Origin of the sequence: Marinobacter sp. SS5-14b, from assembly GCF_030541005.1 — a bacterium.
In the GTDB taxonomy this organism is placed as follows: domain Bacteria; phylum Pseudomonadota; class Gammaproteobacteria; order Pseudomonadales; family Oleiphilaceae; genus Marinobacter.
This window is the reverse complement of the sequence record NZ_JASSVM010000001.1, coordinates 690584-703955: the sequence shown is the minus strand read 5'-3', so window position 1 is coordinate 703955 and position 13372 is coordinate 690584. Positions and strand designations below refer to the sequence as shown.

Annotated in this window: 10 protein-coding genes; 5 read left to right on the top strand and 5 right to left on the bottom strand. The window is 55.0% G+C overall.

Features of this window, described 5'->3' with window-relative positions:
• Positions 1-13 precede the first annotated feature (13 nt).
• Both QPL95_RS03205 and nfuA read right to left on the bottom strand, forming a co-directional pair.
• Positions 14-1228 (bottom strand): hypothetical protein, encoded by a 1215-nt coding sequence (locus QPL95_RS03205; protein WP_303289551.1) that lies wholly within the window; start codon positions 1226-1228, stop codon positions 14-16.
• Positions 1229-1438: 210 nt separating this feature from the next.
• Complete coding sequence (gene nfuA / locus QPL95_RS03200) at positions 1439-2026, bottom strand: Fe-S biogenesis protein NfuA (RefSeq protein WP_303289550.1); 588 nt, start codon at positions 2024-2026, stop codon at positions 1439-1441.
• A 243-nt stretch (positions 2027-2269) separates the two neighbouring features.
• Between nfuA and metH the strand changes: the two genes are divergently transcribed.
• From metH to QPL95_RS03180, 4 genes are all read left to right on the top strand, one after another.
• Positions 2270-5968, top strand: a complete 3699-nt coding sequence (metH, locus tag QPL95_RS03195; RefSeq protein WP_303289549.1) for a methionine synthase — start codon at positions 2270-2272, stop codon at positions 5966-5968.
• A gap of 16 nt (positions 5969-5984) precedes the next feature.
• The gene (locus QPL95_RS03190; RefSeq protein WP_303289548.1) at positions 5985-6227 is read left to right on the top strand and encodes a DUF2970 domain-containing protein; all 243 of its coding nucleotides are present in this window, start codon (positions 5985-5987) and stop codon (positions 6225-6227) included.
• 356 nt (positions 6228-6583) lie between these two features.
• Positions 6584-8236, top strand: coding sequence for a nitrite/sulfite reductase (locus QPL95_RS03185; RefSeq protein WP_303289547.1), 1653 nt, complete (start codon positions 6584-6586; stop codon positions 8234-8236).
• Positions 8229-8735 (top strand): DUF934 domain-containing protein, encoded by a 507-nt coding sequence (locus QPL95_RS03180; RefSeq protein WP_303289546.1) that lies wholly within the window; start codon positions 8229-8231, stop codon positions 8733-8735. Before QPL95_RS03185 ends, QPL95_RS03180 begins: the two co-directional genes overlap by 8 nt.
• 107 nt (positions 8736-8842) lie before the next feature.
• On the opposite strand, the gene QPL95_RS03175 is transcribed toward QPL95_RS03180, so the two are convergent.
• On the bottom strand, positions 8843-9844 hold the full coding sequence (locus tag QPL95_RS03175) for a YhdH/YhfP family quinone oxidoreductase (RefSeq protein WP_303289545.1): 1002 nt from the start codon (positions 9842-9844) through the stop codon (positions 8843-8845).
• A gap of 22 nt (positions 9845-9866) precedes the next feature.
• Positions 9867-10931: a protease SohB gene (sohB, locus tag QPL95_RS03170; protein WP_303289544.1), complete on the bottom strand. Its 1065-nt coding sequence runs from the start codon at positions 10929-10931 to the stop codon at positions 9867-9869.
• Between the two features lie 230 nt (positions 10932-11161).
• On the opposite strand from sohB, the gene QPL95_RS03165 reads away from it, so the two are divergent.
• Positions 11162-11476: an SCP2 sterol-binding domain-containing protein gene (locus tag QPL95_RS03165; RefSeq protein ID WP_303289543.1), complete on the top strand. Its 315-nt coding sequence runs from the start codon at positions 11162-11164 to the stop codon at positions 11474-11476.
• Positions 11477-11553: 77 nt separating this feature from the next.
• Here the strand turns inward: QPL95_RS03165 and QPL95_RS03160 are convergent, their stop codons facing one another.
• Positions 11554-13260: a chemotaxis protein gene (locus tag QPL95_RS03160; protein WP_303289542.1), complete on the bottom strand. Its 1707-nt coding sequence runs from the start codon at positions 13258-13260 to the stop codon at positions 11554-11556.
• Between the last annotated feature and the right edge of the window lie 112 nt (positions 13261-13372).

Below are 13372 nucleotides of genomic sequence, written 5' to 3'. Positions count from 1 at the left end.
TTGACTCCCGGGATTAAAACCCCAACACAGGCATGGATAACTGGCTGACCGCCACGAACTGAACCAGTCCGGCGAGGGCTCCAAACACGCCACCCACCACCATCAATTGCAACTCCTCCTCCCGAAACGCCGGTCGGAGGATGTCCTGGAATTCGTCGGGGCGCAGCGCTTTCATTTGCCCGGACAATACGCCCGCCACCACAGGCGCTCGTTCCTTGTTAAATGTCGGGTCGGAAAACACATCACGCGTGGCATTAACCGCTTTCTCGTTCATGGCCCGCTTCAAATCTGTATAACCGGTCATGCCAACACTCACCTGCGCCGCAAGCTTCATCACAACAGAGTCGTCCAGCATTGGTCGCAAGTGCTTTTGAAGAATCGCACGGGTACGGGCACCCTGGTTGCCGTTGATCATGGCATCGGCAACCTTCTCAACCGTGATCAGTTCGTCAGCAACCAAACGGGCCCAGATGTCGCTGATTTCATCCTGACGGCGAAGAAACAGCCCCTGAATTTTCCAAAACAGTAAGCGACGCGGCTTGAGCGGCGAAAAGATGAGGTTAATAGCAAACCAATTGGTGGCGAAGCCGATCAGAAAGCCGCCGAGTGGCAGCGCCCAGGGCTCAGGATACATCACCCAAAGCGGTGCAAGCATAGCGCCGAGTATGCCACCGATCAAAGCACCCCGGTTGATCACAGACTGCAACTCAACAGAGCCTGCCTGCTGAAAGATCCGGTTCATCAAATCCGGGTGGTTGCGCAATTCCCTGCTCAGCAAAGCTTTGAGATCCACCAGTTCATCCAGATCGTCGCCGAAGTCCTCCACCAACTCCTCAATTCGCGACGGTAATTGCTGCCTGGCCCACTGGTAGATTCTGGCACGGACAAACAGCGGCAGGTTGTCCCACAACACAGGCTGAACTTCGTACATAACCTCGTCGATGTATTCATCCATGCGAGGGGTAACCTGAGCAACCACCTGCTGAACGATTCGCTGAGGCTCGAGTTTCTGGTACACCGAATTGAGATCACCAAAACGCTGCAACGTACGATCGATGCAGATGTGGGCCATTTTCTCAGCCTTCCGAGGGATAACACCCTGCCAGCCCACAACACCAATTCCGATAAACTGAACCGGGTAAAAGGACATCTGGATGGCCAGCCAGTTGGTGAGCCAGCCAACCAGAGCAGCGACCACCGGCACAGATAAGAGAGCGAATTCCGACAAGTGTTACCCCAAGATCAACACCGGCAGCCACCGGCTGCCAAATCACGCCAAGAGTTATGGCCCGGAATCATAACCGGGCCTTACATCTGTTTATGTGACGAATGATGAAGTAACCGAAGAAAACCGACATTGGCCGTGCAGCCAAATCAGACTGGTGTCTGTGGCAGGCGGCCGGGGGTTACCCGGCGCTGCATCACAAGCTGAAGGGTTTTACTGATAGTAGGCGTTTTCAGTATTGGTGTGATCAGTGACATCGCGCACGGCGGTGATTTCAGGTACCCGCTCTTTCAGGGTTTTCTCGACGCCCTGCTTCAGAGTGAGACTCACTGCAGAACACCCCTGGCAACCGCCACCGAACCGAAGCACTGCTACCGATTCTTCGACAATCTCGACCAACGCAACGTCACCGCCATGGGCAGCCAGGTTGGGGTTAATCTCAGAGGCCAGCACATACTTGACGCGATCCGGCAGTGGCGCATCATCAGACACCTGGGGCACTTTGGCATTAGGGGCTTTGATGGTCAGCTGACCGCCCATCTGATCTTTCGAGTAGTCAACGTAGGCGTCCTCAAGGAACGGCACCGAGTTGTGATCGAGGTAGAGCGTAAACTTTTCCAGATCCACCGTTTCGTCCGTGGGGACGATTTCATTGGGCGGACAGTAGGCTAGACAGGTCTCTGCGTTGCGTGTTCCGGGCTGGGTCACAAAAATACGGACACCCATACCTTCAACGTCCTGTTTCTCAATCAGACTTGCAAGGTAGTCCCTTGCCGAATCAGTCACAGTTACCAAGGCCATGCTTCCTACCTGTTTTCAAATGTGAGATCTATTTTAGGAGAGTTCGCGAGAACTTGAAAGACCAAGTAAAATAGTCGGGCTTTAACAGGGTAATGATTTTCCCTTATGGAAGGAAAACCACCGGCTCGGTTTCAGGTACTTGATAATGATCATCTGTACTAAGACGAACCGCGCCATATTTGCTATGATCCCGCGCCATTGACTGTATCAAGCCGTTATTCACGACACCCGGAAGATTTCCCTATGACCGATCGAAACACCCGCCTGGAACAGCTCCACCAAGCCCTCAAGGAACGTATCCTGATTCTTGACGGTGCCATGGGCACCATGATCCAGAACCAGAAGCTGGACGAAGCGGCATTCCGGGGCGATCGGTTCAAGAATTTCGAGCGTGAAGTTCAGGGCAACAATGACCTGCTCAACCTGACCCAACCAGCCCTGCTCCGCAACATCCACGCGGAATACCTGGACGCCGGGGCCGACATCATTGAAACCAATACGTTCAACTCCACACAGTTGTCCCAGGCAGACTACGGCATGGAAAGCCTGGCTCGGGAGCTTAACGTAGCCTCAGCCAGGCTTGCACGGGACATTGCCGATGAATATACCGCCAAAAACCCGGCCAAACCGCGCTTTGTCGCCGGCGCTGTAGGCCCGACTTCACGCACGGCGTCCCTGTCCCCAGACGTCAACAACCCGGGTTACCGTAACGTCGACTTCCAGACTCTGGTGGATAATTATTACGAAGCTGTGTCAGGCCTGGTTGAGGGCGGCTCCGATCTGATCCTGATCGAGACAATTTTCGATACCCTGAACGCCAAAGCAGCCCTTTACGCCACCCAGCAATTCTTTGAAGACAGCGGCATCGAACTGCCGATCATGATCTCCGGCACCATTACCGATGCCTCCGGTCGCACCCTCTCGGGCCAAACCACCGAAGCTTTCTACAATTCCATTGCCCACGCCAAGCCGATTTCCATCGGTCTGAACTGCGCCCTGGGTGCCGATGCTCTTCGGCCCTACGTAGAAGAACTGTCCAACAAGGCCGAGACCTATGTCTCAGCTCACCCCAATGCCGGGCTGCCTAATGAGTTTGGTGAATACGACCAGACCCCGGAAGAGATGGCCGACATTATCGAAGGCTTTGCCAAAGACGGCTTTCTAAACATCATCGGCGGCTGCTGCGGCTCCCGTCCGGAGCACATTGAAGCCATTGCCAACGCCGTCGCCAAGTACCCGCCCCGCAAAATCCCGGAGCGTCCCAAGGCCTTGCGTCTGGCCGGACTGGAGCCGTTCACCGGTGACGAAAACACGCTTTTTATTAACGTAGGTGAGCGAACCAACGTCACCGGCTCCAAGCGATTTCTGCGCCTGATAAAAGAGGAGCAGTACGAAGAAGCTCTCAGTGTTGCCCGGGATCAGGTTGAGAACGGCGCCCAGATTATCGACATCAACATGGATGAGGGCATGCTGGATTCGAAGGAAGTCATGGTGACCTTCCTCAATCTGGTGGCATCGGAACCCGATATTTCGAAAGTCCCGCTGATGATTGACTCCTCAAAGTGGGACGTGATCGAAGCCGGCCTGCGGTGCATTCAAGGCAAGGCAGTCGTCAACTCCATCAGCCTCAAGGAAGGCGAAGAGGAATTCATCAAACGGGCCAGGGACTGCATGCGCTACGGCGCCGCGGTGGTCGTCATGGCGTTTGATGAAGACGGCCAGGCCGACACTTACGAGCGCAAAACACAAATCTGCAAGCGCTCCTACGATGTTCTGGTCAGCATCGGCTTCAACCCGGGCGACATCATTTTCGACCCGAACATCTTCGCCATTGCGACCGGTATTGAAGAGCATAACAACTATGCGGTCGACTTCATTAACGCCACCCGCTGGATCAAGGAAAACCTGCCCCACGCGTCCATATCCGGGGGCGTCAGTAACGTGTCATTCTCATTCCGGGGCAATGATGCAGTACGTGAAGCCATTCACTCGGTGTTCCTGTACCACGCCATCAAAGCTGGTATGAACATGGGCATCGTGAACCCCGGCCAACTGGTGATCTACGATGAAATCGAGCCAGACCTGAAAGAACTGGTCGAAGATGTGGTGCTCAACCGCCGCGCCGATTCCACCGACCGCCTGCTGGAAGCGGCGGAAAAGTTCAAGGGCAAGGGCGGCCAAGCCAAAGAAGAAGACCTGGCCTGGCGGGAATGGCCGGTTAAGAAGCGCCTGGAGCATGCACTGGTCAAGGGCATTACCAGCTACATCATTGACGACACCGAAGCTTGTCGCCTTGAGGCCAGCCACCCGATTGAAGTGATAGAAGGCCCGTTAATGGATGGCATGAACGTGGTCGGCGACCTGTTTGGCGACGGCAAGATGTTCCTGCCCCAGGTGGTCAAGAGTGCACGCGTGATGAAACAGGCCGTCGCGCATTTGATCCCCTTCATTGAAGCCGAGAAAACCGAAGACCAGCAGGCGAAAGGTAAAATCCTGATGGCCACGGTGAAAGGCGATGTCCACGATATCGGTAAGAACATCGTCGGTGTGGTGTTGCAGTGCAACAACTACGAAGTGATCGACATGGGCGTAATGGTGCCCTGCGAAAAGATCCTTGAAACCGCCAAGAAAGAGAACGTCGACATCATCGGCCTGAGTGGCCTGATCACCCCGTCGTTGGACGAAATGGTTCACGTAGCTCGTGAAATGCAGCGCCTGGACTTCAAGATTCCCCTGATGATCGGTGGGGCAACGACCTCAAAGGCCCATACTGCGGTTAAAATCGAACCCCACTACAAGAACGACATCGCCCTGTACGTGTCGGATGCGTCGCGCTGCGTCAACGTCGCATCGCAACTGCTGAGCAAAACCGCCAAGCCGGCTTTCGTCGAAGCGGCCCGTACCGAGTACGACGAAATTCGAGAGCGCCGCAAAAACCGTGGCGACCGCACCAAGCTGGTGTCCCTGAAGGAAGCCCGGGCGCGAGCGCCGGAAATCAGCTTTGAGGGTTACGAACCGCCCCGCCCGGCCTTCACCGGCATTCGTGTGTTCGACGACTATGACCTGAAAGAACTGGTGGATTACATCGATTGGACGCCCTTCTTTATTTCCTGGGACATTGCCGGTAAGTACCCCGCTATCTTTGACGACCCCAAGCGCGGTGAAGCGGCACGCAGCCTGTTCGACGACGCGCAAAAAATTCTCGCCCAGATGGTCGATGAGAAACGCGTGACTGCCCGCGGCGTGATCGGCTTCTGGCCGGCCAACCGTCGGGGCGACGATGTCGTTGTGTACACCGACGAAACCCGCACCGAGGAGCTGACCACCCTGCACCACCTGCGACAGCAGGATGAGAAGGCACCGGGCAAGCCGATGATGGCGCTGTCTGACTTTGTGGCGCCCGAAGACTCTCACAAAATCGACTATGTGGGCGGTTTTGCGGTCACGACCGGTATTGGCGCAGAAGAGTTTTCTCTCGAGTTCAAAGACAAGCACGACGACTACAACGCAATCATGGTGAAAGCCCTGGCCGATCGCCTGGCCGAAGCCTTTGCCGAGCGCATGCATGAGCGTGTGCGCAAGGAGTTCTGGGGCTACGCCACCGAAGAGCAGATGGCCAATGAGGACCTGGTTAAAGAGCGCTATCGCGGCATTCGTCCGGCGCCCGGCTACCCGGCCTGTCCGGACCACACCGAGAAAGCCACGCTGTTCAAGTTGCTGGAAGCCACCGACAACATTGACCTGGAACTGACCGAGCACTTCGCCATGTTCCCGACCGCTGCGGTCTCCGGCTGGTACTTTGCGCACCCGGATTCAAAATACTTCGCGGTTGGTAAGATTGGCGTCGATCAGGTTGAAGACTATGCTGAACGTAAAGGCATATCCAAGGCCGAAGCAGAACGCTGGCTGATGCCCAGCCTGGCGTACGATCCGGCCGAATAACTCAGGGCTGAAACCTATGACTGACGTTGCCAACAAAAACAAGAATGACAACGAAGAGCGAAAGTCCGGGTCACCGGGCGTTTTTAAAATCATGCAAAGCATTCTGGCCGGCGCTCTCGGGGTTCAATCCGACAAGCGCCGGCAGGAAGACTTTGCCAGCCACAGCCCGGTGCCCTACATTGTCGCCGGCCTCTTGTTCGCCGGTGCCTTTGTGGGAGGGCTGGTTTTGGTGGTGAAACTGGTATTAGCGGGCCAGTAAATTTCTACTGGCCAGCAACCCATACAACGGCAAATGCGACCGACAGCACGACCAGAAATACGGCCGCAACAGAATCTGCACAACTATCCGAACGATCTGCGTCTTTCATAAAACACCTCTAGCCTGGATTCATTTTTTGTTATCGCGGTGTACTTCAGGAATTAAAGCAGGAAATTGACATTCGTCCAGCTCAAGCCCGACTTGCTTATCACCTGAATCGATAATGATATTTTGAAATAATCGTTTTGAGAATAAAAACCCGGTGTTATCCTGCCCGGCAGGAATAAGGCGACACACTATTTTATTGTTGCCAGAACTAACGGTTTTTATGAAGTCAGCAGGCAGGACGTTCCACTATGTACGTTTACGATGAGCACGACCGGCAGATAGCCAAAGAGCGCGTTGCCCAGTTCAGGGATCAAACCGAACGCGCCCTGGCGGGCGAACTGGCCGAAGAGGAGTTTCTTCCCTTACGCCTGCAGAACGGTCTGTATGTGCAGCGCCTTGCGCCCATGCTGAGAATTTGCGTGCCTTACGGCATGCTCCGTGCTGAACAATTGCGCCGTTTGGCTCGGATAACCCGGGACTACGATAAGGGCTATGCCCACGTAACCACCCGAACCAACATCCAGCTGAACTGGCCACGTATTGAGGACGTGCCCGACATTCTGGCCGAACTGGCCGAAGTGGAAATGCATGCCAACCAGACCAGCGGTAACTGCATCCGAAACACCACGACCGACCAGTTTTCCGGTGTCCAGAAAGATGAAATAGCCGATCCACGCCCTTACTGCGAATTGATCCGTCAGTGGTCGACCTTCCACCCGGAATTTGCCTTCCTGCCCCGCAAATTCAAGATCGCGATGAATGCGTCCGAGAACACCGACAGGGCTGCTATTCAGGTTCACGACATCGGCCTGCAGATGCTCAGAAATGATCAGGGCGAGCTCGGATTCCGCGTACACGCGGGCGGTGGCCTGGGCCGCACTCCGATGGTTGGCCCGGTGATTCGGGAATTCCTGCCGGAACTCGATCTCCTGACCTATCTCGAAGCCATCGTCAGGGTGTACAACCGGTATGGCCGACGCGACAACAAGTTCAAGGCGCGGATCAAAATCCTGGTGAAGGCACTGAGCCCGGCGACCTTCTCGGAAATGGTTGAGGCCGAGTGGGCACACATCAAAGACTCCCCTACCCGTCTGACCCATGATGAGATCCGTCGAATACAGGGGTACTTCACCGAACCCGCTTATGAAGCACTCAGCGATGTCACGGATGCTCTGAGCCAACAACGATTTGAACACAAAGAATTTGATCGCTGGCTGACCCACAACGTGCACGAACACAAGAAGCCGGGGTACGCGATCGTTACACTGACCCTCAAGCGTACCGGCACACCGCCTGGTGACGTAACCGATCGACAGCTTGAGCAGATTGCTGACCTGGCTGATGAGTACAGCTTCGGTGAAGCTCGGGCAACCCACGAGCAAAACGTGGTTCTGGCAGATGTGCGCCAGGATCGCTTGTTCGAACTTTGGCAAAGCATCACACCCATGGGCTTTGCGACCGCCAACCTGAACACCCTGACCGACATGATTTGCTGCCCGGGCGGGGACTACTGTGCGCTGGCGAATGCGAAGTCGATACCGGTTGCCGATGCCATACAGCGCAGGTTTGACGACCTGGACTATCTGTACGATCTGGGCCCTATCGACCTCAATATCTCAGGCTGCATGAATGCTTGTGGTCATCACCATGTCGGTCATATCGGTGTATTGGGGGTCGACAAGAAAGGCGCCGAGTTCTATCAGGTTAGCCTTGGTGGCTCCTCTCAAAACGATGCCAACATCGGCAAGATTCTGGGGCCGTCTTTTGCCCAGGATGATATGCCGGATGTGATTGCCAAGATTATCGATGTTTTTGTCGAGAAACGGACCGAGGAAGAAACCTTCCTGGACACCTATCGCCGTGTTGGTCTTGATCCTTTCAAGGAGCGGGTTTATGCCTGATGTTATTGCCGCTGACGGCACTGTTCGTAACGACAACTGGGTAGTGGTTGCCCGCCCGGCCGATGGCGACTCACTGGATATCCCTGTGGGCCAGCCAGCGCTGATCCCTGTGGATCTGTGGCTCGCGGGCTATGAGCATTTTACCGGCCGTGAAGATCTCGGGGTCTGGTTTGACAGCCACGATGAGCCGGAATTGCTAGGCGAGCGGGTAAACGAGTTGCCGCTGATTGCGGTGAATTTTCCGCGCTTTGTGGACGGCCGGGGCTACAGCATCGGGCGCCTGCTTCGGGAGCGGCTCGGTTATCAAGGTGAACTACGGGCGATTGGTGATGTTCTGCTGGATCAGCTGCAATTTATGAAACGCTGCGGGTTTGATTCGTACGTACTTCGGGCCGACAAGGATATTTCCAAGGCCGGTCGGTGTCTGAACTTCTTCTCTCAGACCTATCAGGCTGCGGCTGATAACGACTTACCTCTGTTTCGGCGCCGGGCTTCCTGAGCTTAGACCTCTGACTGTTCAATGTTGAACTACGAAGAAAGGGGACATCACCTCCCTTCTTCGTAGTTCATGCGTGGCTTCCCTGCCACTCAGCAGCGTTCCAATTTTCAGCTTCTGGAATGATCCAGCACGATCTTTCCGGCTGATTCGCCTTTCAGAAACGCCTTCAGCGCTCCATCCAGTTCTGCCCGACTAATGTCTTTGGCGGAAGCTTCAGTCTTCGGGCATTTCCACTCGCCAGACAATTTGGTCCAAACCACTTCTTTGTCGGCCAACGGAATCTCCACCGAGTCCACGCCCAGCAGGTTCACGCCTCGCAGGATGAACGGCAATACCGTGGTGTTCAGCTGGGGGCCAGCAACAAGGCCGCAGATGGAAACCGAGCCGCCGGGCAGGATCTGTTTCAGCAGCTCTGCCAGAGGGTTGCCGCCTACGGTGTCGACAGCGTTAGCGAACACAGGTTTGAGCATCGGTTTTTTATCTTCCGCCAGAGCGTCCCGGCCGACCACTTCTTTAGCACCAAGGCTTTTCAGGGCGTCCGAATGATCTGCTTTGCCGCTGATGGCAACAACGTCGAAGCCGAGGTTGGCCAGAATCTCTACGGCCACGCTGCCAACAGCGCCACTGGCGCCTGTGACAGCGACCTTACCCTGCTCTGGCTTCGCACCCATGGTCAGGAGTTTCTGAACACACAAACCTGCAGTAAGGCCGGCGGTGCCGTAGATCATGGCAGTCCGGGCGTTCCAACCTTTTGCCATGGGCACGCACCAGGCTGCAGGTACTCGGATGTATTCGCCGAAGCCACCCGCCGTATTCATGCCCAGGTCGTAACCGGTCACGATTACCTGAGCGCCAATCGCAGGTGCGCCTGTTTTGGACTCAACCACTTCGCCAGCGGCATCAATGCCGGGCGTGTGCGGAAATGCACGTGTAACACCTTTGTTGCCCGATGCAGACAACGCATCTTTGTAGTTCAGCGACGAGTGGCTGACTTTAATCAGCACTTCACCGTCGGTAAGATCAGCCGTACTCAGGGTCTGTTCGCTACCCCGGTAATCGCCATCAACGTCTTCTACACGCCAGGCTTTGAATTCGGTGTTGGTTGTCATAGTTGATCCCGTTTTCAATTGGCTATTGAATTTTCTGGTTACGGAAAGCGCTCAGCACTTTCCATACGGTATGTTCCAGTGCCGCGCTGGTCGCAAGGCCAAGTCGTTCCGGCAACGTGCGTTTGTGCTGGAATGATACCGAGACTACGTCGCCTCGGTCGCAGGCCTCAATGAGATATTCGTCGGAGGTTTTGATTTCATCGATCAAATTCACTTCCAATGCACGCTTACCAAACCAGATGTCGCCATTGGCAACCGCCTGGATATCCAATCCCGGCCTGCGCTCGCTCACATACTCCTTGAACAGGCCGTGGGTATCTTCCAGATCTGCGAGGAATTTCTGGCGACCCTTTTCAGTGTTCTCGCCGAACACCGTTAAGGTACGTTTGTGTTCACCGGCTGTCAGCACTTCAAAATCCACGTCGTTCTTTTGCAGGAAACGATGAAAGTTCGGCAGCTGGGCAACCACACCGATAGAGCCCAGCACCGCAAACGGTGAGGCAACGATCTTGTCTGCCACGCAGGCCATCATGTAACCACCGCTGGCTGCAACCTTATCCACACAGGCGGTTAGAGGCACGCCTTTGCTGCGTATGCGATCAAGCTGGGCCGAGGCCAGCCCGTAGGCGTGAACCAGGCCCCCACCGCTTTCAAGCCGAATAACCACTTCGTCTTTTTCCGGGTCAGCAACGCTGAGCACCGCCGACACCGCCCGGCGCAAGGTATCGGTATCACTGGCCTTGATGTCGCCGTCAAAATCGATGACATAAATGCGGTGTTTGGATTCGCCTTCAGCATCACTCGGCTTTTTCCCGGATTTCTCAGCCTTTTTTTCTGCTTTTTCTTCCTTTTTCTTCTGCTTTTCCCAGAGCTTATACTCGGTATCCGACATCAGTCTGGCCTGAATAGACTCCTTAAGCTTCCGGTATTGGTCATTCAGTTTGCGTATCTTCAGCTCGCCTTCACCCTCGTGATCATCCCGGCCACGCTGGGCTGCGGAGAAAATAACAGAGGCCAGAATGATGGCTGCCACAACAAAGGTTGCCACCTTGGCAAGAAACAGTCCGTAGTCGGTAATGAATTCCAAAATGCAGTCTCCAGTGCGCTAAATCCAAACCTCAGAGTGTACTCTGTCGCGCCTGGACTGGTAAGCCCACCAGAAATTAAAACAAGCGTTCGATCAAGCTTGACATGAACCCAAGGTAACCATAAAGTCGGATGGCGAGGTCGGCGCTACCCGGGCTGCTAAATAGCCTTATGATGCCAGGGATGTTAAGCCGTCATCATGACAAGACAACCATTCAAAAGGGTAAAATAATGTCTGTAGCTCAGGTATTTGAAAAGCTGGAACAGAACTTCAACGCAGACGCAGCACAAGGCCTTGACCTGGTGTTCCAGTTCGACATCGAAGACGACAAGACCTACAACCTGGAAATCAAAGACGGTGCCTGCAAGATGAACGAAGGCGCCCACGACGATCCTTCCGTTACCCTGATCATGAACTCTGAAACCCTGCAGGGCATCGTTTCTGGCGAAACCGACGGCATGCAGGCTTTCATGGCCGGCCAGCTGCGCGCTGAAGGCGACATGATGCTGGCTACCAAGCTGGGTGAACTGTTCAACATGGGCTAAGCCCCGTTGAAGGTTCCAAAAAAAACCTGCGATTTTCGCAGGTTTTTTTGTGTCTGAAATTCAGCCAGCGCAGTTAATTAAAGCCCGACATCCGCCAGCGATGATTCAGCCAGCTTGAGCAAATCGGCGTTGCTCTCTTCTCTGCGGCCAATGCTTTCGATGTAATACTCCAGGGAGGTCAACGCATCCGCCAGCGCCTCCAACACCTGAATGGCCGGCGGCTCTCTGGCATCAAGCAGACGCTCCTGGATCGAAGCGGCGACTCGTGCAATCACACCGGCGGCTTTCGGGTCGTCAACCATCTCAAGGCCACCCCAGATACTGTGAAGAGTCGCCGGCAGGTTCGCCAGGTGCAGCTTGTCGTAATCAGACTCCATAAAGGCCGTGATGGCACGCTTGGCAAGCGTCAAGGCACCACGCGCTTCTTCAGCCACAACCCAGATTGCCTCTTGCAGATAGATAGATTCTTCTCTTCTGCCGGATGCGCTTGCAAGCGCATCCGTTTCAGAGGTAATCCCACGCGTAACAATCTGCATAACGGCATCTTCGACACCCAGCACCGAATCCGCGAGGCGATAGAGCTCGTCTTCGGCAGGCAGGCGATTCTCGGATTCCCACTTGCGCAATCGTGACGCCTCTTCACGGGCAATTCCGGCCAGGCGATTGAGGTCCAGCATTAACAGTGTATTTGCCAGCCGCTCAAGCGCGTCCGCAATCGATGCAAGTTCAGCCAGATCCGGCTCAATACCCCGCTCAATAATATCCAGCTTGTCTTTGAGCTGATTGAGCTCTTCCTGCAACGCTTCCGAAAGCGATCGAAGTACATCAGAACCCGGCCCGTAGAGGCGGCGTGCATGAGCATCCAGCATAGAATCCGGAAAATCTGAAGGTGTCAGACTATAGGCGCCTAACACCTTGACGACCTCCGGGTTTGCAGAGCCACTGCGGTACAGCAAGTAAATGAGATCTTTAACGATGGAATCCGGTGCATCTTTGGTGGTCGCAACCTTTCCCACATACACCACTTCGCGGGCATATTTTTCCAGGCGCATCAGCAGGCGTTTTCGCGCTTTGTTAAAGCCCATCGCCCGGTCGAGCATGGCATCGGTCACCATAGCCAGCAAGCACCACATCTGCCCCATGGGCGCGCCCTGGCAAAGACGCGCGAACCCCCTCGCCGCCCGGGACATCAGTTTTTTGCTGACAACCTCATTGCGTTCACGGAGTATACCCAGCAGTGCAACCTGAAAGGTCAGGCGCATACGGCGGGCAAGAATCTCGTATTCATTTTCGGCGCCTTCGAGTGGGCGAAGAGTCAGATCGCAGCAGAAATCCGGGCGTTCCCGAACATCCACATCAAAAAAGCGCGATTCCGGGTAGGGCTTTTCTTTTCGGGCTTCCCGCAATTCATTAATAACCGGGAGCAACAGCTCCGGGTGGTCTTCTCGTTGCTGGTGATAATATTCAACATACCGGCGAAGGATAAAGAGCGCGGTACTGAGTGTGGTAAGCAGGATGTTCTTGTCGTCGTTCGCACCCACAGGAACATCGTTGGCCATGCTCACCGCTTCCTGACAGAGCAGAGTGCCACCGCGCAGCTCTACGAGGATGAAGATCCCTCTTAACTGATTCAGATAGTCGACACAGTTCTGCAGGTCCTCACCGCTCTCACGGTTCTCCTGAAAACGCTCAAGGCTGGATTCTGCCTGCTTGATGGTCTGCTCTATTTCACTTTTGACCAGATCAAACGACTGCGATTTCGTCGCCAGAGACGATTGGACCATAAACGCTTCCTGTTACTTTGCGGAGACTACCGCTTCCTGCATGTGAACGATAACTGCTCCAGGTGGAACAGCTTTTCTTATGCGCCCCGCAACCCTCGCCGAGCCTGACCGG